The sequence below is a fragment of the Acinetobacter sp. MF4640 genome (assembly GCF_002018895.1).
In the GTDB taxonomy this organism is placed as follows: domain Bacteria; phylum Pseudomonadota; class Gammaproteobacteria; order Pseudomonadales; family Moraxellaceae; genus Acinetobacter; species Acinetobacter johnsonii.
On sequence record NZ_MVOM01000029.1, the window covers coordinates 1 to 25,193 of the forward strand.

A 25,193-nucleotide genomic window follows, 5' to 3' on the forward strand; every position below is an offset into this window, starting at 1 on the left:
TGTGGAAGCATAGTGATATGTGAAGCTGACCAATACTAATTGCTCGTGAGGCTTGACTATACAACACCCAAACAGTTGGTGTTGTGGTTCAAATCACTGCAAACAACTTGATTTAGTTATAAAGCTAGATAAAATATCCAACTCAAATATACCTGTTAATAACTCATTTGATGAAAGTTAGGCATACACAATGTGTAAATAAGACCCAACGAATAGTCATAAACAGTTGTGCTGGCGACAATAGCAAGAGTGAACCACCTGATCCCTTCCCGAACTCAGAAGTGAAACCTCTTAGCGCTGATGGTAGTGTGGAGTTATCCATGTGAGAGTAAGTCATCGCCAGCTCATTAATTCTAAATCCCCCTAACTCAAATGAGATAGGGGGATTTTTTTATGCAAGGAAGGTTAAATAATATACGAATCAATCGTCTAATTGAGGTTTAGGATAGGTTTCTACATACTGATTTACTTATTTATCGATCATGACATTTAATCTATCTAACATTTTTATTTTTAGATTTTTAAAAATATTGAATAGTCGATCAAATGTTCATAGTTTGTTAGCAATATCTTTAAATGGAATAATGAGTATGTCTAATAAAATTCAATATCAGCTGAAAAAACTTCCTTTAATCTCATGTACGTTGTTGAGCTGTTTGGCTTTTGGGCAAGTACATGCTGTATCTAATGATCAGGTCAAACAACTGGTCGAGTCAGAAAAAAAGAATTATTTAAATACTCTAGAGGCTTTAGTCAATATTGAGTCGGGGAGTAAAGATCTTGTCGGCGTGAATAAGATAGCCAAATATGTCGCTGAACAATTAAAAATGACAGGTGCTGAGGTCAGTATTGTAGAAGCTAAAGATATATATCGTATGGATGATACGCCCCAACAGACTGGTTCCATGGTAAAAGCTATTTTGAAGGGTAAGGGCAGTGTTAGCGGCAGTGTAAAAATGACCCCCTAATGGCATTTAAAAACTGACCCCCTTGGTTAATATAGCGGTCATTTTGGACTGCTCAACATGTTAACTTTGGAGCAAGCAGTGACAATCCAAATACTTCATCAGCAAGGTAAATCTATTAAAGCTATTACTCGTGAACTGGGGGTGTCCAGAAATACCGTACGTAAATATTTACGGCAAAACACCACACCTCAGTATCAGCGTATACAGCCTAGAATAAGTATCCTTGACCCATATAAACCCTATTTACTCCAACGTGTAAACGCAGCTCATCCTGAATGGATTCCTGCTGTTGTGCTCTACCAGGAAATTTTAGGGTTGGGATATCCAGGAAAGATCAGGATCTTGAGGGAATATCTTGCAACATTAAAACCAGTTGCCAAACTGGAACCGATCATTCGTTTTGAAACCCAACCTGGCCAACAAATGCAGGTGGATTTCACTACGATTCGACGCAACAACACGACTTTAAAAGCCTTTGTCGCAACATTAGGGTATTCCAGAGCGACTTTCGTGAAATTTTATGATCATGAACGTACGGATGCATGGATCGATGGTCTAGAAAATGCATTTCAGTTCTTTGCAGGAGTACCTCAGGAAATCCTGTTTGATAACGCTAAAACGATCATGATTGAACGGAATGCCTATCAGGAGGGGCAGCATAAATGGAACCCCAAACTGCTCGACTGCGCCAAGAAGTACAGCTTTCGTCCTCGCGTATGTAAGCCCTACCGTGCACAGACCAAAGGCAAAGTTGAACGCTTTAATGGATACCTCAAATCAAGCTTTATTGTGCCATTGAAAGCAAGCCTGAAGACTTCGGGTTTACTGTTAGATGTTGATGTCGCCAATGCCCACATTGGCCGGTGGCTGCATGAAACCGCCAATCAGCGGATTCATGCCACCACGCAAGAAAAACCGGCTGTTCGACTGCAACAAGAGCAGCAAAAATTTACGCCATTACCGCAATCAGATACAGGTTCCAGCACTGTACCTGTTGCAGCAGCAGAGCATGTCATGCCCTACGAGAGTTTGCAGCATCCCTTATCGGTATATGACCAGTTGCTGGGAGTTTCCTGATGAATCTGCAATACGACCGTATAGAGCAACTTTGCCAAAAGCTTAATCTGCCTGCCATCGCATCACAATGGTCACATCATGCACAACAAACATTAGGTCAGGATGGAAGTTATGCCGACTTTGTTGAAGCGATCTTGACGCATGAATATGCTGCCAGGCAACAGCGTAGCCAGCAGGTACTGATGAAACTCTCAGGCCTACCTCAAGTCAAAACCCTGGAAGACTATGATTTTAATTATGCCCTAGGGGCCCCTAAATCACAGGTGATTGAACTGTTCAATCTGAGCTTTATTGCTAGAGCAGAAAATGTGGTGTTTCTCGGGGCTAGCGGAGTAGGAAAAACGCATTTATCTATGGCATTAGGCTATAAGGCCATCATGAACAACATTAAGATCAAGTTCATTACCGCAGCGGATTTAATGCTGCAACTGAGTACAGCCTATCAGCAAGGTAAATTGAAAACCTATATGCAACGTGCGGTACTGGGACCAAAGTTACTGATTATCGATGAAATTGGTTATTTACCGTTTGGACGTGAAGAAGCGAATCTGTTCTTTAACGTGATTGCCAAGCGTTATGAAAAAGGCAGTACGATATTGACGAGTAACTTACCCTTTAGCCAATGGTCTAAGTCATTTGCGGATGATGTTACGTTGACCGCTGCGATGTTAGATCGGCTATTACATCACTGTCATGTGGTACAGATATCGGGTGAGAGTTATCGTTTGAAGGATAAAAAGAGAGTAGGAATTCAACCACAAATTGAGTCTTAATAAATCATCAAAGGGGTCAATTTTACTTTGCTGTTTTTAAGGTAAAAGGGGTCAGTTTTAAATTGCCGTTGACAGCAGCAGTAAAATTATGCTAATTGCTCATATGGATACGGTGTATTTAACAGGAATGTTGAAAGACCAACCTTTTAAAATGGAAGGAGATAAAGTTTTTGGTCTTGGAATTTTAGATGATAAACAGGGAGTTGCTGCGATTATTCATACGCTTGATCTTTTGAAAAAGTTGAATTATCAAGATTATGGCACGATCACAGTCTTACTTAACTCCGATGAGGAGATCAGTTCGCCAGGTTCACGCAAACTGATTACTGAAACTGCACAAGACCAAGATGTGGTTTTGTCATTTGAAGGTGGTGGCAAAGATGGCAGTTTACGATTAGCCACCAGTGGGATTGGTGCAGCATATTTAGAGGTTCACGGGAAATCTGCACATGCAGGGGTTAAGCCTGAAGCAGGCATAAATGCACTGACAGAATTATCACATCAAATCTTACAGTTACAAGATTTATCGAATCCTAAAACAGGGTTGAAATTAAACTGGACTGTAGCGAGTGCAGGTAAAGTGCGTAACGTGATTCCAGACCTTGCGACTGCACAAGCAGATGTTCGTGCTTTGCAAGTTAAAGATTTTCAGCAAGTGGAACGTGTATTACAGGAAAGGATTAAACGTAAAAAGTTAGCTGATAGTGAAGTTAAGTTAAAGTTTGAAATGCGTCGCCCACCTTTAATGGCAAATCCACAGGCAAAAAAATTGGCTGAACAAGCACAGCTTATTTACAAAAATGATTTTAACTTACCAATGAAGGTCTTAGCTGAAGCAACAGGTGGTGGTACAGATGCCGCATTTGCTGGCTTAAATTCGAAAGCAGCGATTTTAGAAGGCATGGGCTTATCTGGTGATGGTGCACATTCGAATAATGCTGAATATATTCTGGTCGAAAGTATTGTGCCGCGTTTATATTTAGCGACAAAGTTGATTATGGATTTATCGACCGCTCAAAAATAATAAAGTTGGTATGAAAGAACTCAACTGATTTGAGTTTTTACATCATGAAAGATGGTGTTTATTTTTAGCAGCATCTTTCATTAATCTAAATATTAGAATCTTATAAGGAAATGATGAGATCTTAAATAAAAACTATATAAAGTGAGGGATATTCTGAGAGATCGGTATAGCTATAGTTGATGTTACTTTTTTTATTCTTTGCTGCGTTATTCAGCGGAATCTGTTGGGTCTCGATGTATTGCTTGCTGTCCCAAGTGATTGGACTTTGGTCTTTATTCTTTAAGGAATGAAGGGGCAGCTTTTGTCTCTTCACTGTCGAATTGTTTCTTTTTAAATAAAAACTTCGAAATTACGTTTGCATAAAAAAATAAATGATAACGTGCTGTATATGATGCTTTTTTAACCAAGCAAGCTGAATGTAATTCATGGTAAAATGATCGGCTTTCATCTTTGATCTTTATTTGAGATCTTTCATCTGCCAGCCGAGAATTGCTAGCCATGTCTACTGCTTATACTATGCAGACCGCGCCTAAAGCGTTGTTTGATTACGACAAATATTGGGCGTCATGTTTTGAACCTGCGCCATTTTTGCCGATGTCGCGCGAGGAAATGGACCAACTCGGTTGGGATAGTTGTGACTTTATTTTGGTCTGTGGTGATGCGTATATCGATCATCCATCATTTTGTTCGGGCATTATTGGCCGTACGTTAGAAGCACAAGGTTTCCGTGTCGGGATTATTGCACAACCTGATTGGACGAATGTTGAAGCATTCCGTGTTTTGGGTAAGCCAACTATCGCTTGGGGTGTGACTGCTGGGAATATGGATTCGATGATCAACCGTTATACGGCTGATCGTAAAATCCGTTCTGATGATGCCTACTCGCCAGATAATTTACCCAATAAACGTCCAGACCGTGCAGCAACGGTGTATTGCCAACGTGTGCGTGAAGCATTTCCAGATGTACCTGTATTGTTAGGTGGAATAGAAGCGTCTTTACGTCGTATTGCACATTATGACTATTGGTCAGACAAAGTCCGTCGTTCAGTGTTGATGGACTCAAAAGCCGATCTTTTGATGTATGGTAATGGTGAGCGTTCAATTACTGAGGTGATGCATCGCTTAGCCAAAGGCGAAAAAATTCACGAAATTACCGATGTTCGTGGCACGGCATTTATCGTGAATAAGTTAAACCGTCCATCTAAAGCCAAGTTTGTGGAAATTGCATCAAATGATGTGGATACCATTGGCCGTGTTGATCCGATTATCAATCCTTATGTGATGACTGAAGATTTAGATGGCTGTGAAATTGAAAAAGATAAGGGCAATTCTTTAACCCAATACCAAAATTTCCAAAAAGAAATTGTGACGAATCAAATTGTTCGTGAAGGGGATAAACTCGATCCTGATACACAAATTGTGCAATTACAGCCGTCTTCAAAGGCAATTAAACATAAATTACCGCCGCGTGAACTGGCTGTGATTCGTTTGCCTGCATTTGAAGCAGTGGCAGATGATCCCGTTTTATATGCACATGCCAACCGTATTTTGCACCTTGAAACCAATCCGGGAAATGCACGTGCTTTGGTACAAAAGCATGGCGAGCGTGATGTTTGGTTAAATGCTCCACCGATTCCGTTAACGACGGAAGAAATGGACTATGTGTTTGATTTACCTTATGCACGTCTACCGCATCCTGTCTATGCTGATGCGCGTTTCCCTGCATTTGATATGATCAAATTTTCTGTCAACATTATGCGTGGCTGTTTTGGGGGTTGTACCTTCTGTTCGATTACAGAACATGAAGGACGCATCATTCAAAACCGTTCAGAAGAATCAATTTTACGTGAAGTTGAAAAGATTCGCGATACTGCACCAGGTTTTACCGGCATCATTTCTGATTTGGGTGGGCCTACAGCAAACATGTATCGTTTGCATTGTAAAGACCCTGAAATTGAAAAGAACTGTCGTAAACCATCGTGTGTTTATCCGGGTGTTTGTCAAAACCTACATACTGATCATGCACCTTTAACGCAGCTATATCGTAAAGCACGTGCCATTAAAGGCATCAAAAAGATTCTGATTGGTTCGGGTCTGCGTTATGACTTAGCGGTGTTAAACCCTGAATATGTTAAAGAATTGGTGCAGCATCATGTCGGTGGTTATTTAAAAATTGCGCCTGAACATACCGAAAAAGGTCCATTGTCTAAGATGATGAAACCGGGCATCGGGACCTATGATCGTTTCAAGCAAATGTTTGATCGTTTCAGTAAGGAAGCAGGTAAAGAACAGTATCTGATTCCGTACTTTATTGCAGCGCATCCGGGTACGACTGAATATGACATGATGAATTTGGCGATTTGGCTGAAGAAAAATGGTTTCCGTGCCGATCAGGTACAAACTTTTTATCCATCACCAATGGCCACAGCGACCACCATGTATCACACAGGTAAAAACCCACTAGCAAAAGTGGCACGTTATACTGAAGATGTGGATATTGTGAAAGGTGAGAAGCGTCGTCGTCTGCATAAAGCCTTCTTACGTTATCATGATCCAAACAACTGGCCTTTACTCCGCGATGCTTTAAAAGAGATGGGCCGCCAAGACTTGATTGGTAACTCGAAACAGCATTTGATTCCAACCTATCAACCGCAAGGGACAGAAGGTCAGTATCAGTCTGCTCGGAAGAAAAACTCAACCGTGGATGGTGATTCGCAAAAACGTAATGGTGATAGCCGTAACCAACAAGCGAAAAATCAATCGCATCCATCAAATACCAAGAAGCGTCCTGAACGTGGTCAGATTTTAACGCAGCATACAGGTTTGCCGCCGCGTGAAACAGGTGACGCCAAGAAGCCATTTGGACATTCAAAGTCAAAACCAAAGTCTAAGTCACGTGCTTAATGGCAATTGAATATAAAAAAGGATGCTACGGCATCCTTTTTTAGGATCGATCTTTTTTATTGCGTTAGAAAAATAGCTCAAAGATTGGCTTTTCTGCCATCCGTCTGGAAAATTGGGTCAATCCGAAGAATCATATTGCACGTGAATGAATCACTCTATTACAGTGTAGATAGGCTAAAGAGCCAAAATTTCATTCAGATTAAAACAAAACGTGTTACAACGAATGACATTGCAAAAAATTGTTTAGTTTTATCAGCGTTTGTTTGATTTTAGCTTTAGTTTTTTATTGCGTGGTTTGGATAAATGGTCAGTAGGTTATACTGATCGAATAAAAATGGTTGTGATACCGAAAATTATAATAAAGATCAAAAGGATGCAAATATGACAACTTATATGTTAATTGGTAGCGTGTTGTTGATACTAGTCATGATTTTAGCGAGTAAAGCGTTGATCCCTAAGACCAAGCAGCAAGATAGTGCATTAAGACAACGTGCTATTTTTAGTATGCATGAGCAACTGACTTATACTCGTTTGAAAGAAATTTTACCGCATCATACTGTTCTGGCACATGTGTCTTATGATGCCTTACTGACTACAAAATTTTCGCGTACGCGAAATAAATACCGCAATTTGGTGGCTGATTTTGTCATTGTGGATAGTGCACAACAAGTTTTGGCAGTAGTTGCTTTAGAAGATCCGCTTTCACTGAAACGTCCACAAAAGGCACAGTTTAAGGATGCGATCCTTGAGATGGCTGGCTATAAAGTGATTCGTTATGAAGAAGTGCCTGACTATCATCAGTTACGTGAAGATTTTTATGGTGATCTCTATGCTTCGTCGCGTTTGACTAAAGATACGCGTGTAGCCAAAAAATATGATTACTATAATGCAGCACAAACTCGAAAATTACGTCTGATCGGCTAACTGAATCTCAGTGCGCATGATAAAAACATGAAAAATCATGTTTTTATCATGCATGTATTTTTTATGCAGGTTTCACTGCAACAACGGTTAACTCTACCAATACTCGTGGATCATAAAGTTTAGCTTCAACACAGGTACGGGGTAATGCATCAATGTCTGCAACCCAAGCATCCCAAACTTCATTGAACGCTGCATAGTCATTTTCAATGTCTTTTAAATAAATCGTTACCGATAAGATATGGCTTTTATCTGTGCCTGCATCAGCTAAAAATTGGTCAATCATGTCGAATGTTTGTTGGGTTTGACCTTTAATATCGAGATCAAAGTCAGATGCCAGTTGACCTGCCAAATGAACGAGGTTGCCAGCAATCGCAACTTCAGAAAAACGATTTGAGACATGCAAACGTTGAACCGTCATGATGTATGCATCCTGTGTTATGAGTATAAAAATAGAACATAATAATGTAGCTCAATAGCCTACCACAAACTGATGTATGACAGATGGCTGTGATCTCTTGGCTTTCAATCAGGTGCAGAATTTTACAGCGTGAAGGATTCTATCTCTTGCTGTAAGTACATGTGAACAGAGGATGGATTCAATATCTCGACGTGGGAATTACAAAAGATGAAGGAACACGATTAATAGGTCAATCTTATGCGGGCTTTATAACAGTATATTTTTAAATATTGGATTATTCTGATGCTAGAGCGCTGCTCTGCAATATAGGGGGGAATACCATGATAAATATCAGAGATGTCCTGTAATCTTCGGATTTGATCGTCACGCCAATCACAGGACGTATGCTAAAAGTAAAGGTAAGTTTTAGCATCTCAGCGGTTACATGGATAAATGCAGCGCGTCATTAGATTACTCTAAAAACACAGTTTGTGAATGCTAAATTGCATTATTTTTGTTCTTTTGGTTAAAAAATGACTGATTGAGCAATTAGTCAGACCATAAAGAGAGCTGGGGTAAAGGCTCTTGAGTCGAAAGAGCATAGACCCCAACACCGATAAGACGAAATTGTTGATCCGGTGTGATTTGCATTTCTTTGAGTAAGATATCTAAGGTCATTTGCAGTTCCGTTTGATGCTTTAATGGCATTTTGAAGCTTTTACTGTGCTGTAGGGTTTGAAAGTTTTTCAGTTTCAGTTTGACGGTGACACCACGGGCATACAGATGCTTTTTCTCTAAGCTTTGCCAGACTTGTGCAATCAACTTGGGCCAAAATTGGAGACATTGTTCAATGGTTAAATCATCATCAAAAGTTGTTTCTTTTGAAATTTGCTGACGTTCTCGTTCCGCTTGTACAGGACGCTCATCAATCCCTTGTGCATATAGATAGAGCTGTTTGCCATATTTGCCAAAATGATGAATCAGGATATTTTCATCCACATGCTGTAAATCACCTAAAGTTTCAAGTTTGAGCGCATGTAATTTTTCTTGCATGACTTTACCCACTCCGGGGATTTTTTTAAGCGGCAAGTGCTGAATAAACTGCTGAACTTGTGAGGGTTTAATCACGCAGATACCATTGGGTTTATTCCAGTCCGAAGCAACTTTGGCTAGAAACTTATTCGGTGCAACACCCGCAGAGGCGGTCAGTCCTGTACTCTGAAAAATATCAGCACGGATGCGTTCAGCAACCTCTGTGGCGCTGGCCAGTTGTTGTAAATTTTCCGTCACATCTAAATAAGCTTCATCTAAGGAAAGCGGTTCAATGAGTGTGGTATAACGCTGAAAAATTGTATGAATTTGCTCTGAGACCGCACGATATTTAGAGAAATTAGGTTCAATCACTACCACTTGAGGACAGCGTTTTTTGGCTTGAGTCATCGACATGGCCGAGCGGAGTCCGTAGTTACGTGCAGGGTAGGATGCGGCAGCAATGACGGCACGAGGATGGTGTGAAGAAATCACCACAGGTAAATGCTTTAAGTCGGGACGATCAAGTAACTCCACCGAGGCATAGAAGGCATCCATGTCGATGTGAATGATTTTTCGCATGCTGAATTTTAATATTGAAACCTAAACCAGTATTGCACTATTCAGATCGATTGCGTAGTCCTGTATGTGGCATAAGCGACAGAGTTTGACTTGGTGTTTTTTGTATTTGAACTTCAATGATGAGCTTGGAACTGCTTACTTGATTGGTAAGTTTTGTGGCAGTTGATAAAGTCCTTGGCGCTCTAAAAAGCTGATCCAATCTTGTTCTGAACCCTGAAATACATTGAGATCCACCAAGGTTGGTATGCCTTTAATTTGACCTTGGCTGGTGTGTTGCCAAAAGATCCATTTCGGATTGCCTTTGAGCTCAGGCTGGCCTTGATATTCACGAATCCAAAGGGGAGTTTGTTTAAATTCATCGACTAAAACAATATTATAAAATGCTTTAGAAGTATAAAAAATGGGTTGCAAACCATAGTGTTGATACAGTTGGTCGTGCATGACCTGAATTTCTTTGAGTAGCTGTTCTCTGGTGTAGGTGTTGATACAGGTGCTGTCATATTCCAAATCAATCACAGGCGGCAAACTATCGGTTTTCTTCGGTACAGTTTCGATAAAGTTCTGGGCCTGAATCTGGCCATCACGGCATAAACGATAAAAATGATAGGCTCCAACCAAAAAGCCTTGTTCACGGGCTTTGAGCCAATTGTCCTGAAATTTACGGTCTTTGAAATCGCCCCCTTCAGTGGCTTTTAAATAAACGAATTTAAACTCTTGGGGAGAAATAGATTGCCATTGGATGTCGCCCTGATGATGAGACACATCAAAGCCTTTTACTGGATACTCTTGGGCAGATGCGACATTGTTCTGTAAGAAAAAATAGGTGATCCCCAGTCCGACACATAGCATCACTACACAGGCAAGTATGTAATAGGGATATGAGGTTTTTGACGGCGTGGAAACTTTTTTTCTTGCGGACATGCTTTTGCAGGTATTGGTTTTTAGCTCATCATCATAGCTCGAATTTGCGGAACTGACCATGATGATTATGGTCAGTGAATGGCAGCACTTTGTATCTGTTATGAATCCACGGTATCTTTGGGGATGTGCCAGAAGATGGCTGCGGTAATCAGGTTAATACAGCCCAAAACAATTAAGGTGTTATGGAATGCCATGACGATGTGATCTGTACCCCAATATGCCGTAAAGACATTAACCAAAGTACCTGCTAGAGCCACACCAATACTCATCGACACCATCATGATCATCGACAAGAAACTGTTGCCACTACTGGCATCTTGTTGCGGTAAATCTTTCAGCGTGAGGGTATTCATAGACACAAATTGCAGGGAGTTCAGCATACCAAAAACAAAGAAATGCAGCGCGCGCAGCCAAGTTGGGGTATCTGCGGTATTAAGGGCAAAACTGGCGATACATACACCGACCAATAAGGTGTTAACCAAAAGCACATGGCGATAACCAAAGCGCTGAATCAAGTGACGAATGATGGGTTTGGAGGCCAGTGAGCCCAGCACTGTTGGAATCATCAAGAGGCCCGTCACAAAGGGTTCAAAACCGAAAGCTACTTGGAGCATGAGTGGCATTAAAAAGGGCATAGCATTACCACCGAGGCGAGCAAAGAAGTTACCTAAAATACCCACGGCATAAATACGGTTACGAAACAGTTTACTGTGAAATAGCGCATTTTGATGGGTATGTGCATGATAGGCATACCAAAGCGCAGCTACTAAGCTCAGTACAATCAGCCCCATACTCCACCATAAAGTCAGGTGCGGACTGGCAAAATTTTCAATCCCTAGAGATAGTCCTGCCATGGTGATCACCAACAGGATAAAACCCCAAAAGTCAAAACGCGGCACATTCTGCTCGGTGACATTCGGCATGGCTTTAAAGCTAATCAGGACACCTAACAGCCCCATGGGGAGGTTAATCAGGAAAATCCAATGCCATGTACTGACTTCGACCAACCAGCCCCCGAGTGTTGGACCAATCAGAGGGCCAATCAGTCCCGCGAGACTCATTAAACTCATGGCCGATAAGAACTGCGTCCGCGGAATGACTTTGAGCATGGCTAAACGGCCAACAGGGAGCAATAATGCACCACCGATGCCTTGTAGCACACGATAGAACAATAATTCATTTAAACTTTCAGAAAAGCCACAGCCCAGTGAGGCAAGGGTAAAAATGATAATGGCACTGAAATAGGTGTTGCGCACTCCAAAACGGTCGGCGAGCCAGCCACTCAAGGGAATACAGGCAGCAACGGCAAGCACATAGGCCACTACCACGCTATGCATTTGCAGTGGGTCTTCATTCAAACTGGCTGCCATAGCGGGTAGAGCGGTATTCACAATGGTGGTATCTAAGCCTTGCATAAAAAAGCCAATCGAAACCAGAAGTACCAAAAGACGGTACTCAGGAGCGAGTGCTTGATGGGTCGGCGTTTGGTTCATAGATACAACAAAGTGAAATTTTTAAACAGTTTAGCTTAATTTGAGTTGGACTGTTGTTGCGAATGTGCATTCATCACATGCCATCAAATTGACATCTCTACGTCATGTGTTTGCAACGCGTACGTCATACATTGGTCAAATTTAAATCGATATTTAGATCATGATGAATAAAACATATAGTGCTGTCTTTTTAGCATGCATGGGGTTGGGCTTAGCAGGATGCAATGACAGTGATGATGCGCAAACCATCACACCACCACCAGTGGTAGAGGAAGCCACGCCGAATAGTATTGAACTGGTTCATGTTGCAAGTTATGAGTCGGGGATATTTGGACAGAGTGCAGCTGAAATTCCCGCCTATGATGCTATTAGTAAGCGACTTTTCGTGGTGAATGCACAAAAAGGCATGGTTGATGTTTTAGATTTCTCCAAACCAGCGCAACCGACATATATCCAATCTTTGGATGCCAAAACTTATTTAGCCAATTCCGAAGTGAATAGTGTCGCGGTGCATAATGGTATCGTGGCACTGGCGGTTCAGGCTGAGGATAAAACCCAAACCGGTATTGTGGCTTTCTTTAAAGCACAAGATCTCTCTTTTATCAGCCAAGTCAACGTGGGGGCTTTGCCAGATATGTTGATCTTCACGCCTGATGGTCGAAAAGTACTGGTAGCGAATGAAGCGGAACCGAATGAAGGGTATCAAGTCGATCCTGAAGGTTCGGTCAGCATTATTGATATTTCAGATATTCAAAAACCAACAGCAACCATTGCGGGCTTCCACGCATGGAACGATCGTAAACAAGACTTATTAGATGCAGGTATTCGTATTTTTGGCCCAGACATCAGTCAATACCCAAATGTAGCGACCGCAGGTATTCAAACGACCACCGTTGCACAAGACCTAGAGCCTGAGTACATCGCAGTCAGTGCTGATGGTAAAAAAGCATGGGTCAGTTTGCAGGAAAACAATGCGATTGGAGTTTTAGACCTAGAAAAAAATCAATTTTTTGACCTTTTCCCGATGGGCTACAAGGACCATAGCTTGCCTGAAAATGCCTTGGATGGAAGTGACCGTGACTGTGCTATTGGTCAAGACTCTTTGGGACGTAGTATTACAGAATGTGCAAAAGATGCCGGCATGATTAATATTAGTTCTTGGCCAGGGCTATATGGCATGTATATGCCCGATGCCATTGCACAATATCAAGCCAATGGAAAAACCTATTTGGTCACGGCCAATGAGGGGGATGCCCGTGAATGGCTAAGGGATGAAGCCAAATACTTTGAAGGCGGGGACTTAAATGCTGGTTATGCTGAAGAAATACGCATTAAACATTTGTTTAAAAAAGCAGGTTTTGATGCCAAAGGCGATTATGCCGCGCATTTACGTCAGCTTGCACCGGGCGTAAAAGGGGCAAAATTAAACCCCGAGGTGTTTAAACCTTGTCAAACGGCTGACGCAACAGAAGTCTGTGCAGATAATTTAATTAAAGACTCACAAATTGGACGTTTGACCATTAGTTGGACGCAAGGTTATCAAAAAGATCCACTAACAGGTCTGCCGAAGCTAGATGAAAATGGTCGTCTAACTTATGACAAATTATATGCCTATGGTGGCCGTTCGGTGAGTATTGTCGACCCTGAAACCAAGCAGATTGTGTGGGACTCGGGGAGTGAGTTTGAGCGAAAAATTTCGGAGTTGTTTCCACATCAATTTAATAGCAATCATGAAGCATTTAAATTTGATGACCGTAGTGATAATAAAGGCCCTGAACCTGAAGGGGTGACATTGGGTAAAATTGGTGAAAAGACCTTTGCCTTTATTGGACTTGAGCGTGCCAGTGGCATCATGGTGTATGACATTAGCAACCCGAATCAGGCTAAATTTGTTCAGTATTTGAACCATCGCAACACCACGGAAACAGAAGTCACGAAGCAAGGGGACTTAGGCCCAGAAGGTTTGATCTTCATCGCGGCGAAGAATTCACCCAATGGTCGCCCGCTGTTGGTGGTGGGAAATGAAGTCAGTGGTAGTACAGCGGTTTATGAAGTCAAACTCAATTAAAAAACTGAGTTTTGAATTTGAAAAAAGAGCACTACGGTGCTCTTTTTTATGGCGCTACAAAAAATATATGACAATGATGTCATGAAAATGAAATAAAACCGTCATAATCTTTGGCAAACGTCCAAAGGCACTGTCTTGGAATAAATTATTCAAAAGGTTGGTTTTATGACAATCGAAATTTTGATGGTGATAGGCTTCTGTTTAGCGGCTTATTCTATCGTCGGAAATGATGTGCCACAGACATTAGGTACGTTTATTTCATCCAATGCACATCGTCCATGGTGGGTGCTTTGGCTCTTTATCAGTACCATTTTGGTGGTGGTGTTGATTTATGGTTGGTATGCATCCGGTGTGGGTGATGCATCATATGGCCGTTTAGAAACGATCCCTTTTCCTGAGGGTGGGGTCACGTGGCTCTATATTGTGCCACCGATTTTACTGCTATTTTTAACCAAATACGGAATTCCCGTCAGTACCACTTTCTTGGTTTTAACCATTTTCTCGCCTGCAAGTTTAGGCTCGATGATGGTGAAATCGATGATGGGCTATGCGGTGGCTTTTGTGGTTGCGATTATTGTCTATCGTTTTGTGATGCGACAAGTCGCAAAGTATTTTGCGAAAACCCGTAATCAAGAACCGTCGCATATTTGGATTGGGCTACAGTGGGTCTCTACGGCTTTTCTGTGGAGCCAGTGGCTAATTCAAGATTTGGCCAATATTTTCGTCTATGTACCCCGTCAAGTGCCGTTTTCATTTTTACTGTTTGCCATCACGGTCTTTGTGGTGTTGTTGGCGGTGATTTTGTACCAACGCGGTGGTGCGATTCAGAAGATTGTCGATACCAAAACAGGTGTCACCGATATTCGTGCAGCGACCATTATTGACTTTATGTATGCCCTGATTTTGTTGGTGTTCAAAGAGTGGAGCAATATTCCAATGAGTACCACATGGGTATTCTTAGGTTTACTTGCAGGTCGTGAGTTTGCAATGTCGATGATTTTTGATGAAGTGAACAAACATCGCACTTCGCGTAACGTCAGTAAAGATGCGATGAAATTGATGTTTGGTTTAGCTATGTCGGTGATTTTGGCGACCACACTGCCGTGGTTCTATAACTTTGTCACCCATTATGGGCAATAACCACACATGTTAAAAAAGCGAGCTCTAGGCTCGCTTTTTTATGGCATTAAGAACAGGATTTAAATGGCAAAGTGCGCTGGGCTGCCGAGGTTGGCAATAGCTGAATAAATCTGTTCAGCATGGTTGCATACAATTACTTTTGCGCGGTGCTGTGGCGGTAGAAAACCTTCTTCTACTGCATGATCCAACTGGGTAATCAGTGCGTCATAGAAACCATTGACGTTATAAATCATCATCGGTTTTTGGTGTTGGTTCAGTTGTCCCCAGGTTGCCACTTCTAAAATTTCTTCAAAAGTGCCTAAACCACCAGGTAGTGCGACAAAGGCACTTGCACGTTCGGCCATTAAGGCTTTGCGCTCATGCATGGTTTGTACAATATGTAATTCGGTCAGTTGGTGATGCGCAATTTCATAATCCAGCATAAATTCTGGAATGACGCCGACTGCTTCACCGCCGTGGCTAATCATGGCATCGGCCACTTGTCCCATGAGGCCAATGCTGGCCCCCCCATAAACCAGACCAAAACCCTGTTTAGCTAAACCTTGTGCCAGTGCAATCGCTTTTTCTTGATAAATCGGTTTATTGCCTGAACGAGAACCGCAGTAAAGTGCGATCAGAGGTTGAGTGGTTTGAACATTTACTTCAGTGTTGAGAGAGGATATTTTTAATTCACTATTCATGGCGTATGTTTTTACCTTTTGCTTTATCTACTTTTTCTTTCTTAGTTTAAGCAAGAAATGTGACGGCAAGCTGTATTTAATCTAACAATCGGGTAATAATTTGTTAAATCTTTTAAAACAGTGCGCTTTTGAAAAAAAGATGAATTTCATGTAGATCTTGCCTATACTTATTTCCTGTTTTACAACACAAGAACGAACATGGGTAGTGGTAGTTGTCGCTCAAGACATCTTCAGTTTTCCGAAAAAAAATTACAGCCATTGGTGCTGAATCTTCCTTTTCATCCGCTTAAGTTGCGTTATGCACCATATATTTCCCCTCGACAGGAGCAGATCACATGATATTTGAATGGATGTCTGATCCTTCTGCGTGGGTGGGGTTACTCACTCTAGTGGTGCTGGAAATTGTGCTGGGGATTGATAACTTGGTTTTTATTGCGATTTTGGCGGAGAAACTTCCACCAGAACAACGTAATACGGCCCGTGTTGTTGGTTTGATCCTTGCACTCTTAATGCGTTTGGTGCTGTTGGCCTCAATTGCTTGGGTGGTGACACTGACCGAGCCGCTGTTCCATATCTTCGATCATCCTTTCTCAGGACGGGATTTGATTCTTCTGTTTGGTGGGGTGTTCTTACTATTTAAAGGCACCATGGAACTGCATGAACGTATTGACGCCAAAGTGGTTCAGAAAGAAGAAAGTCCAGCCAATGCTGTGTTTTGGATGGTGATCGTTCAGATTGTAGTTTTGGATGCTGTGTTTTCCTTAGATTCGGTGATTACCGCAGTCGGTATGGTTAAACACCTGTCTGTGATGATGATTGCGGTGGTTATCGCCGTGGGCATTATGCTGTGGGCATCGAAAGCCTTGATGGAATTTGTCAACAAACATCCGACCGTGGTGATTTTGTGTCTCGGCTTCTTGATGATGATCGGTTTCTCATTGATTGTAGAAGGTTTTGGTTTCCATATTCCAAAAGGCTATTTATATGCCGCGATTGGTTTCTCGGTAATTGTTGAATTCATCAACCAAACCATGCGCCGTAATCAAGAAAAAATGGTCACTACCACAGACCTTCGCTATAAAACTGCATCTGCGGTGCTGCGAATGTTGGGCGGTAAAAGTAGTGATCATGCCTCTGAGCCTGAAGATGTCCTGGCAACTCGCGCTTATGCGGATGAAGTGTTTGATCCTGAAAATGGGGTCTATCATAGTGTCTTGGTACAAGGGGTGCTGGGTTTGTCTGAACGTCCAGTGAAGTCCGTGATGACCCCACGTCCAGAGTTGGAGTGGATTGATTTAGAGGATGAAGAAGCCTCAATCAAGTCACAACTACTCAGTATTACGCATTCACGTTTAATTGTGGCACGGGGCGAGTTAGACAACATCGCAGGTGTGGTGCTGACCCATAAAGTTTTGAATGAATATATTGAAACGGGTGTACTCGATTTTGATAAACATTTACGTGAACCTGTGATTGTGCATGAAAATGCGCAAGTCCTGATGGTGATGGAACAATTGCGTCAAGCACCGTTGCAAATGGCTTTGGTCTTGAACGAATACGGCTCGATTGAAGGGATTGCCACACCGATTGACGTATTAGAGGCGATTGCAGGGGAGTTCCCTGATGAAGATGCTGAAGATAATGTGGCTGAAAGTTTAGAAGATGGTAGCCTGATGCTCGATGGCTCAACCGATATTCGCCATGTGTCGTTATTGTTGGATCGTGATTTGGTCGACGAGTCTGATCAGTACTCAACCTTGTCAGGCTATATCCTCTTTCATTTAGGTCGTTTACCTGAAAATGGCTCTAGCCTTGAAGCAGATGGCTGTATTTTTGAAGTGGTGACGATGGATGGGCACAAAATTGAAAAAGTGCATGTAATTCCCAAGTCAGATCTGCACAAGGAATCATCTTAAAACAAACCTTAATCTGGTTTGAACAGGTTAAAATAGCTCGCAATGTCGAGCTATTTTTTATGGAAAAATCATGAGTAATGTTGAGTGTCCGTGTGGGCAGGGCGAATATAAGCAGTGCTGTCAGCCATTGCACTTGGGACAAAGCCGTGCGCAGAGCGCTACTCAACTTATGCGCTCACGTTATAGTGCTTTTGCCAAACAGCAAATTGATTACATTGTGCAAACCACAGCGTTGGGGCAGCAACAGGCTCTAGATGTTGCAGCAATTGCAGAGTGGAGTCGAAGCAATCAATGGTTGAAGTTAGACGTCGTGCAGGCCAATGAAAAACTCGATAAAAACCATGCCATGGTCGAGTTCAAAGCCCATTATCATGATGGCACATCGCCACAGATACATCATGAAATTTCACATTTTGTGAAACATGCAGAGGCATGGTATTTTTTAGATCCAACCACTGAAATGCAAATCAACATGAAACAAGCGTGTATCTGCGGTTCAGGGAAAAAATTTAAACAATGTTGTGCACAATTTTTATAATTTTAAGCAAATTTGGCTTAGAATAGCGCGCATCAATTAGCCTATATGGAATCCAGGCGATGTTACTCACTATTATTTATATTATAGCGATCACAGCAGAGGCAATGACAGGTGCACTGTCGGCGGGTCGGCGTAGTATGGATTGGTTTGGTGTGGTGATTATTGCCTGTGTCACAGCACTGGGTGGCGGTTCTGTCCGCGATGTGTTGTTGGGACATTATCCGCTGACTTGGGTCAAACATCCTGAATATCTGATGCTGACGTGTTTTGCCGCTTTTATGACGATTTTGATTGCTAAGTGGATGCGCCATTTACGCAACATTTTCTTGGTCCTCGATGCTCTGGGCCTGATCGGTTTTACCATCATCGGCTGTCAAATTGCCTTAGAAATGGGACATGGTTTTGTGGTATCTGCAGTTGCAGGGGTTCTGACAGGAGTCTCAGGCGGTATCTTGCGTGATATTTTGTGTAATGACGTCCCTTTGGTGTTCCGCCGTGAGCTGTATGCCAGTATTTCTTTTGTCGCGGTGATTTTCTATTGGGGCTGCATTCAGCTCGGTTTATCACTTGAGCTGACTGTGATTTCGACTTTGATCTTTGGTTTTAGCTTACGTCTAATCGCGATTTACTTTGGCTTAGAAATGCCGAAATTCATTTATCAAGATGATGATGAGCAATCGGCTTCCTCGAAAGATGCCAGCTAAAATAGCAGTGATTTGACTGCCTTATTTGTATAAAAAAAGCACATAATGATAAAGCCTGTTGAGAAAGCAGCCTGCTATCTTTTCCCGCTTTAGAGGCCGAGCTATGGATTTAGTTTCTCGCATACAACGCTTACCGATCGGTAAATTTCACTACACCTTGTTGTGGGTCATTGGCTTGGGCTGGATGTTCGATGCCATGGACACGGGGCTGATTTCTTTTATTTTGGCAAAAATGGCCGAAGATTGGCACATGAGCCCAACCGAGAAAGGTTGGGTGGTCTCCATTGGCTTTGTCGGAATGGCGATTGGTGCGGTGTGTTCAGGGGGCTTGGCCGACCGCATCGGGCGCAAAACAGTTTTTGCCGCGACCCTAGTGATTTACAGTTTAGCGACGGCAGCCTGTGCTTTTGCCCCGAACTTAACGTGGTTGTTGGCGTTTCGTTTTATTGTGGGTTTAGGCTTAGGTGGACAGTTGCCAGTAGCGGTGACCTTGGTCAGTGAATACATTCCTGCGCAGGTGCGTGGGCGTTTTATCGTGCTGCTAGAAAGTTTTTGGGGTCTAGGTTGGCTTTGCGCTGCATTGGTGGCGTATTTTGTGATTCCAAAATTTGACTGGCATATGGCTTTCTTAATCGGTGGGATTCCTGCACTGTACGCCATTGTGATTTGGTTCAAGGTGCCTGAGTCAATTCCTTATCTCATCAACCGTGGTCGCATTGTGGAAGCGCATGCTTTGGTGCAGCAGATTGAACGTCAATGCGGTGTGGAAGTCGTTGAACATATCATCGTTAAACCGGTGGCAGAGAAAAAGACCGTGTCTTTTACCCAGCTCTGGTCGGGGGCATTTGCGCGTAGAACCTTGATGTTATGGTTGATTTGGTTTGGTATTGTCTACTCGTATTATGGCATTTTTACATGGTTACCGAGTTTGCTGGTGAAGCAGGGGTATAGCATTGTTCAGTCTTTTGAATATGTCTTGGTGATGATTTTGGCACAGCTGCCAGGCTATGTGGCCGCAGCATGGCTGGTCGAAAAGCTGGGACGTAAAGCAACCTTGGCTGGTTTTATTGGCATGTGTGCAGTTTCCGCGTATTTCTTTGGTCAAGCTGATACTGTGAGCATGATCATGTTCTGGGGTTGTTTGATGTCATTCTTTAACCTCGGTGCATGGGGCGTGTTGTATACCTATACCCCAGAGCAATATCCAACCAATATCCGGGCTTTTGGTTCGGGCTGGGCATCGGCCATTGGTCGTATGGGCGGCATTGTCGCACCGATGGTGGTGACGCATATGATGGTACAGAGCAATGGATTTAGTGCGATTTTCATGATGTTTACCGCGGTATTGCTTGCGGTGGCAGCGGTAATTTTGATTTTGGGTGAAGAGACCAAAGGCAAAACATTGGAAGAAATTGGACTGTAATTTAGTCCGCGCTGAAGATTGAGAGTCAGATGTGCTGAGACTCGCAGTCTTCAATACACTTCAACATAAAATCTAGATGAGGGATCTGAAAATAGCCGATAACCAGATCCAACTCAGCAATAAAAAATTCAATCTGCTCGACTGAAATGTGGCCTCTCAACGTTGCATTTTGATAAATGAAGATCTTGTTAATGATGAGACCTTTTAAATATTCACTGCTTGATTGATGCAATATACCCGATTCGTTGTGTTGCATTTTGGGCGAGGATGACCCGATTTTTTGTCGATCGTATCGATCAAGTTGAGTGGGCTGAAGTTGCTTCATTATTTTCATTGATGAGCAGAGATGAACACAGGAACCGAACTTCAAAATAATTAGTTGCTCATTTTAAAAAAAATGGATAATTTTACGACACTAGGAACATCTAAAGACGCAATTTGTCGTAGTGGTGTACGCTTTCACTTGTATAGGCAGAGCCTGCGACATAGCATAAGAACTTAAACAAAAAACGATTAATTAGGATGACAGGTTGTTATGACGAACCTTGCGCATCAAGCGACAGAAAACCGTTCCGTAGCAGAATTTACTGAACAAGCATATCTCAACTACGCCATGTACGTGATCATGGATCGTGCCTTACCGCATATCAGCGATGGTTTAAAACCTGTACAACGCCGTATTGTATATGCCATGAGTGAGTTGGGCCTGAAACACAGCGGTAAACCCAAAAAATCTGCGCGTACCGTTGGCGATGTGCTCGGTAAGTATCACCCGCATGGTGATTCGGCCTGCTATGAAGCGATGGTGCTGATGGCGCAGCCTTTTAGTTATCGTTATCCATTTATTGAAGGTCAAGGTAACTGGGGTTCTCCCGATGATCCAAAATCGTTCGCGGCGATGCGTTATACCGAAGCCAAATTATCTCAGTATAGTGAAGTGCTTTTGTCTGAACTGGGACAGGGGACTTGTGACTGGCAGGACAACTTTGATGGTTCGATGAAAGAGCCTGTGACTTTACCTGCACGTATTCCGAATATTTTGTTAAATGGCACTACGGGCATTGCGGTTGGTATGGCTACGGACATTCCACCACACAACCTGCGTGAAGTCGTGAAAGGCACCATTGCCTTAATTCGCAATCCAAATTTAAGCGATGAAAAAGTTGCAGAATATATTCCTGCACCCGATTTGCCGACCAAAGCAGAAATTATTACGCCACCTGAAGAGCTGTTAAAAATTCAAAGCACAGGGCGGGGCAGTTATCGTATGCGTTCGGTGTATCGCATCGAAAAAAATGAAATTGTGATCACGGACTTGCCTTATCAAGTTTCAGGTTCGAAAGTTATTTCGCAAATTGCAGATCAAATGCAGGCGAAAAAACTGCCTTTGGTGAGCGATGTACGAGATGAATCGGATCATCAAAACCCAACCCGTTTGGTAATTGTACTGCGCTCAAATCGGATTGATGCTGAAGCGGTGATGAGTCACCTTTTTGCCACCACTGATCTTGAGTCGAGTTATCGGGTCAATATGAACATGATTGGCGCGGATGGCCGTCCACAAGTGAAATCGATTCGTCGTATTTTGCTGGAGTGGATTGAAATTCGAAAGGAAACCGTCACCCGTCGTCTGCAATATCACCTGAATAAAATTGAAAAACGCTTACATATTTTGGGCGGTTTGATTATTGCCTATTTAAATATTGATGAAGTGATTCGTATTATTCGTGAAGAAGAACAGCCCAAAGCGGAGTTGATGTCACGTTTTAATATTGATGATATTCAGGCTGAAGCCATTTTAGAACTCAAGTTACGTCATTTGGCTCGACTTGAAGAAATGGAAATGCGCCGTGAGCAAGAAGAGTTAGAAGCTAAAGCTGCACTGATTCGTGAACAGTTGGCTAATCCAGAGTCTTTAAAAGCTTTGATCATCAATGAACTCAAAGATGATGCGAAAAAATATGGCGATGACCGTCGTTCGCCAATCGTGCATCGTGCAGAAGCGACGGCGATGAGTGAGCAGGATTTCATGCCTGCTGATCCTGTGACTGTGGTGTTGTCTGAGGCAGGATGGATTCGTTCAGCCAAAGGTCATGAAGTTGATGCTGAAAACTTGAACTTCCGTGCAGGCGATCAATACCTCAGTCATGCGCAAGGCAAATCGAATCAGCGCGTGTATGTATTGGATGAGTCAGGACGTAGTTATGCCCTAGCCATTAATAGCCTACCATCCGCGCGTGGTCTGGGAGAACCGTTGAGTTCAAAATTGTCCCCAGCCAGTGGTATTGGTTTTAAACAAGTCTTTATTGCTGATGATGAAGCCGAAGTCATAGCGCTAAGTAGTAAAGGATATGGTTTTAAAACACAGGCAAAACAGTTAGATACCAATGCAAAAGCAGGTAAAGCCTTCCTGACTTTACCTGAAAAAGCCACAGTTATGCCGTTAACCAGTGTTGATCAGGCCACCCATTTGGCGTTACTGACCTCAACGGGTCGTTTGTTGATTTTAGAGTTGTCAGAGTTGCCTATTTTGAATAAAGGTAAAGGTAATAAATTGATACAACTTGAAGAGAAAGATCAAATTGTATTCATGACAAGATTAACGCTAGATGAAATACTGCAAGTCGTTGCAGGACAGCAGCAATTAAAATTGAAGGGTGATGACTTGCAAAAATACATAGGCAAAAGAGCATCAAAAGGGCAGTTATTACCACGTGGTTATCAAAAAGCAAATAAACTGTTAGTTCAGAGATAAAACTAGCATCCATTGATCAAAATACGTTATATATGGTATGTATGCGGGAAATGGATGCAGTATTAAGCAACAGAAGTTAAATAAAGAGCGCTTAATATTGAGAACAATAGTTGAAATTTAAGGATTACTGATAGGAGAATCGGGCGATATGGAAAAAATTTGGTTCGCAGAATACCAAAAAATGGGGATTCCAGAGACTGTAGAATTGCCACCAGAAAACACGTCATTAGTAGATGTTTTTGAACGAAATTTCCAAAAATTTGGCTCTCGTGATGCTTTTATCTTTATGGATAAAGTACTCACTTTTAGTGAGTTAGAAGAAGCAAGCCGTAAATTTGCAACGTATTTACAAAGTTTGGGTCTAGCAAAAGGCTCACGTGTCGCTGTGATGATGCCGAACGTTCTTCAGTATCCTATCGTTGCTTTGGGTGTATTCCGTGCAGGTTTAGTACTGGTTAACGTCAATCCACTGTATACCGCGCGTGAACTTGAACATCAGTTAAATGACTCGGGTTCAGAAGTTTTAGTGATCATCGAAAACTTTGCCTCTGTTTATCAAGCGATTAATGGTAAAACCCCAGTTAAACATGTTGTGATTGCCTCTGTAGGTGACATGTTGGGTGCATTAAAAGGCACACTGGTGAACTTTGTATTACGTTCAGTGCGTAAGCAAATTCCAGCATGGAATATTCCTGGCCATATTCGCTTTAATGCGGCAATGTCGAAAGTTAGTGCGAGTAACTATAAGCGCCCGAACTTAACGTTAAGTGACACAGCAGTGCTTCAGTACACTGGCGGCACTACAGGGGTATCAAAAGGTGCAGAACTGACGCATCGCAACCTTGTGGCGAACATGTTGCAGTGTGACGGTATTTTCCAAAGTAAATTTGGTGCACAAGATGGTCAACCTGATGACCGCATTTTCTGTGCCTTACCGCTATATCATATTTTTGCGTTCATGGTGTGTGCGATGTACGGCATGTACAAAGGCCAAGCCAACGTTTTGATTCCAAACCCGCGTGATTTACCTGCGGTGATGAAAGAATTACGTAAATATCAACCGTCATTCTTCCCAGCAGTGAATACACTATTCAATGCTTTAGTGAACAATGAAGAGTTTAAGCAACTCGACCACAGCAAATTGAAAATGGCGATGGGCGGTGGTATGGCTGTGCTTCCTTCTACAGCAGAAGCGTGGAAGCGAATTACTGGAACCAACATCATTGAAGGTTACGGCCTATCTGAAACTTCACCTGTGGCAACGGCAAATCCGCCAGCGTCAGAAGAATTTAGCGGCACAATTGGTATTCCATTGCCATTAACTGAAGTTGCAATTTTGGATGATGATGGGAAGGAAGTTGCACTGGGTGAACAAGGTGAGATTTCAATCCGTGGTCCCCAAGTGATGCGTGGCTATTGGAACCGTCCAGATGAAACGGCTAAAGTGATGACTGAAGATGGTTTCTTCCGTACAGGTGACATTGGTGTCATGGACCCTCGCGGCTATGTGAAAATTGTAGACCGTAAGAAAGACATGATTTTGGTGTCAGGCTTTAACGTTTACCCTTCAGAAATTGAAGAAGTGGTTTCAAAGCATCCTAAAGTATTGGAAGTCGCTGCCATTGGTGTACCTGATGAAAAATCAGGTGAAGTACCAAAACTGTTTGTGGTGAAGAAAGATCCATCTTTAACCACAGAAGAAGTATTGGCATTCGCGAAAGAGAACTTAACCGGTTACAAACGTCCGCGTTATGTTGAATTCTTGGATGAGTTACCGAAATCAAACGTAGGTAAAATCCTACGTAAAGATTTACGTAAAACAGCTTAAGTTCAAATAAAAAAAAGCGCCATCAGGCGCTTTTTTTTCATGTTCGCAT

The 25,193-nt window shown here is 42.4% G+C and carries 20 protein-coding genes, 1 rRNA gene and 1 pseudogene; 15 read left to right on the forward strand and 7 right to left on the reverse strand.

All coding sequences use genetic code 11. The features are described 5' to 3' along the window. Positions 1-230 precede the first annotated feature (230 nt). The 5 genes and pseudogenes from rrf to MF4640_RS10840 all read left to right on the forward strand — a co-directional run. Positions 231-345, forward strand: a 5S ribosomal RNA gene (rrf, locus tag MF4640_RS10820). A gap of 245 nt (positions 346-590) precedes the next feature. Beyond that, positions 591-968 carry a hypothetical protein gene (locus tag MF4640_RS10825; protein WP_078389569.1) on the forward strand — a complete coding sequence of 126 codons (378 nt, stop codon included), beginning with the start codon at positions 591-593 and terminating at the stop codon, positions 966-968. Between the two features lie 57 nt (positions 969-1,025). After that, positions 1,026-2,045, forward strand: coding sequence for an IS21-like element ISAba8 family transposase (istA, locus tag MF4640_RS10830; RefSeq protein ID WP_078389570.1), 1,020 nt, complete (start codon positions 1,026-1,028; stop codon positions 2,043-2,045). After that, a complete protein-coding gene (gene istB, locus MF4640_RS10835; RefSeq protein ID WP_034686254.1) occupies positions 2,045-2,818 on the forward strand; it encodes an IS21-like element ISAba8 family helper ATPase IstB in 774 nt (257 codons plus the stop codon). The genes istA and istB overlap by 1 nt, the downstream gene beginning before the upstream one ends. A gap of 79 nt (positions 2,819-2,897) precedes the next feature. Then, positions 2,898-3,842: pseudogene (locus MF4640_RS10840) on the forward strand (glutamate carboxypeptidase); the annotation flags it as partial. 272 nt (positions 3,843-4,114) lie between these two features. On the opposite strand, the gene MF4640_RS19710 reads toward MF4640_RS10840, so the two are convergent. Next, on the reverse strand, positions 4,115-4,342 hold the full coding sequence (locus tag MF4640_RS19710; RefSeq protein ID WP_227518530.1) for a hypothetical protein: 228 nt from the start codon (positions 4,340-4,342) through the stop codon (positions 4,115-4,117). Here MF4640_RS19710 and MF4640_RS10850 point away from each other — a divergent pair. Continuing rightward, the gene (locus MF4640_RS10850) at positions 4,341-6,746 is read left to right on the forward strand and encodes a YgiQ family radical SAM protein (protein WP_078389571.1); all 2,406 of its coding nucleotides are present in this window, start codon (positions 4,341-4,343) and stop codon (positions 6,744-6,746) included. The genes MF4640_RS19710 and MF4640_RS10850 overlap by 2 nt on opposite strands. A gap of 381 nt (positions 6,747-7,127) precedes the next feature. Continuing rightward, complete coding sequence (locus MF4640_RS10855; protein WP_078389572.1) at positions 7,128-7,670, forward strand: DUF2726 domain-containing protein; 543 nt, start codon at positions 7,128-7,130, stop codon at positions 7,668-7,670. A gap of 61 nt (positions 7,671-7,731) precedes the next feature. Here the strand turns inward: MF4640_RS10855 and MF4640_RS10860 are convergent, their stop codons facing one another. The 4 genes from MF4640_RS10860 to mdtD all read right to left on the reverse strand — a co-directional run bounded on the left by MF4640_RS10860 (position 7,732) and on the right by mdtD (position 12,092). Further along, positions 7,732-8,088 (reverse strand): RidA family protein, encoded by a 357-nt coding sequence (locus MF4640_RS10860; protein WP_004692897.1) that lies wholly within the window; start codon positions 8,086-8,088, stop codon positions 7,732-7,734. Between the two features lie 528 nt (positions 8,089-8,616). Continuing rightward, positions 8,617-9,678 carry a DNA polymerase IV gene (gene dinB, locus MF4640_RS10870; protein WP_078389573.1) on the reverse strand — a complete coding sequence of 354 codons (1,062 nt, stop codon included), beginning with the start codon at positions 9,676-9,678 and terminating at the stop codon, positions 8,617-8,619. Between the two features lie 135 nt (positions 9,679-9,813). After that, positions 9,814-10,599: a GH25 family lysozyme gene (locus tag MF4640_RS10875; RefSeq protein ID WP_411692111.1), complete on the reverse strand. Its 786-nt coding sequence runs from the start codon at positions 10,597-10,599 to the stop codon at positions 9,814-9,816. 98 nt (positions 10,600-10,697) lie between these two features. After that, entirely contained in the window at positions 10,698-12,092 is a 1,395-nt protein-coding gene (mdtD, locus tag MF4640_RS10880) for a multidrug transporter subunit MdtD (protein ID WP_078389574.1), read from the reverse strand. A gap of 160 nt (positions 12,093-12,252) precedes the next feature. Between mdtD and MF4640_RS10885 the strand changes: the two genes are divergently transcribed. Together MF4640_RS10885 and MF4640_RS10890 are read left to right on the forward strand one after the other, a co-directional pair. Beyond that, positions 12,253-14,160, forward strand: a complete 1,908-nt coding sequence (locus MF4640_RS10885; protein ID WP_078389575.1) for a choice-of-anchor I family protein — start codon at positions 12,253-12,255, stop codon at positions 14,158-14,160. A 165-nt stretch (positions 14,161-14,325) separates the two neighbouring features. Next, positions 14,326-15,300 (forward strand): hypothetical protein, encoded by a 975-nt coding sequence (locus tag MF4640_RS10890; RefSeq protein ID WP_004692891.1) that lies wholly within the window; start codon positions 14,326-14,328, stop codon positions 15,298-15,300. Positions 15,301-15,359: 59 nt separating this feature from the next. On the opposite strand, the gene MF4640_RS10895 is transcribed toward MF4640_RS10890, so the two are convergent. Continuing rightward, on the reverse strand, positions 15,360-15,980 hold the full coding sequence (locus tag MF4640_RS10895) for a TIGR00730 family Rossman fold protein (RefSeq protein WP_078389576.1): 621 nt from the start codon (positions 15,978-15,980) through the stop codon (positions 15,360-15,362). 335 nt (positions 15,981-16,315) lie between these two features. Between MF4640_RS10895 and MF4640_RS10900 the strand changes: the two genes are divergently transcribed. The 4 genes from MF4640_RS10900 (at position 16,316) to MF4640_RS10915 (ending at position 20,561) form a co-directional block, all read left to right on the forward strand. Next, positions 16,316-17,896, forward strand: a complete 1,581-nt coding sequence (locus tag MF4640_RS10900; RefSeq protein WP_004692886.1) for a TerC family protein — start codon at positions 16,316-16,318, stop codon at positions 17,894-17,896. A gap of 70 nt (positions 17,897-17,966) precedes the next feature. Next, the gene (locus tag MF4640_RS10905) at positions 17,967-18,434 is read left to right on the forward strand and encodes a YchJ family protein (RefSeq protein ID WP_078389577.1); all 468 of its coding nucleotides are present in this window, start codon (positions 17,967-17,969) and stop codon (positions 18,432-18,434) included. A 59-nt stretch (positions 18,435-18,493) separates the two neighbouring features. Further along, complete coding sequence (locus tag MF4640_RS10910) at positions 18,494-19,138, forward strand: trimeric intracellular cation channel family protein (protein ID WP_004692884.1); 645 nt, start codon at positions 18,494-18,496, stop codon at positions 19,136-19,138. A gap of 103 nt (positions 19,139-19,241) precedes the next feature. Beyond that, positions 19,242-20,561 carry an MFS transporter gene (locus MF4640_RS10915; protein ID WP_078389578.1) on the forward strand — a complete coding sequence of 440 codons (1,320 nt, stop codon included), beginning with the start codon at positions 19,242-19,244 and terminating at the stop codon, positions 20,559-20,561. A gap of 25 nt (positions 20,562-20,586) precedes the next feature. On the opposite strand, the gene MF4640_RS10920 is transcribed toward MF4640_RS10915, so the two are convergent. Beyond that, positions 20,587-20,886: a hypothetical protein gene (locus MF4640_RS10920; RefSeq protein ID WP_153042475.1), complete on the reverse strand. Its 300-nt coding sequence runs from the start codon at positions 20,884-20,886 to the stop codon at positions 20,587-20,589. A 210-nt stretch (positions 20,887-21,096) separates the two neighbouring features. Between MF4640_RS10920 and parC the strand changes: the two genes are divergently transcribed. Both parC and MF4640_RS10930 read left to right on the forward strand, forming a co-directional pair. Beyond that, positions 21,097-23,316 carry a DNA topoisomerase IV subunit A gene (parC, locus tag MF4640_RS10925; RefSeq protein WP_078389580.1) on the forward strand — a complete coding sequence of 740 codons (2,220 nt, stop codon included), beginning with the start codon at positions 21,097-21,099 and terminating at the stop codon, positions 23,314-23,316. A 148-nt stretch (positions 23,317-23,464) separates the two neighbouring features. Beyond that, positions 23,465-25,144, forward strand: coding sequence for an AMP-binding protein (locus MF4640_RS10930; RefSeq protein WP_078389581.1), 1,680 nt, complete (start codon positions 23,465-23,467; stop codon positions 25,142-25,144). Positions 25,145-25,193 lie beyond the last annotated feature (49 nt).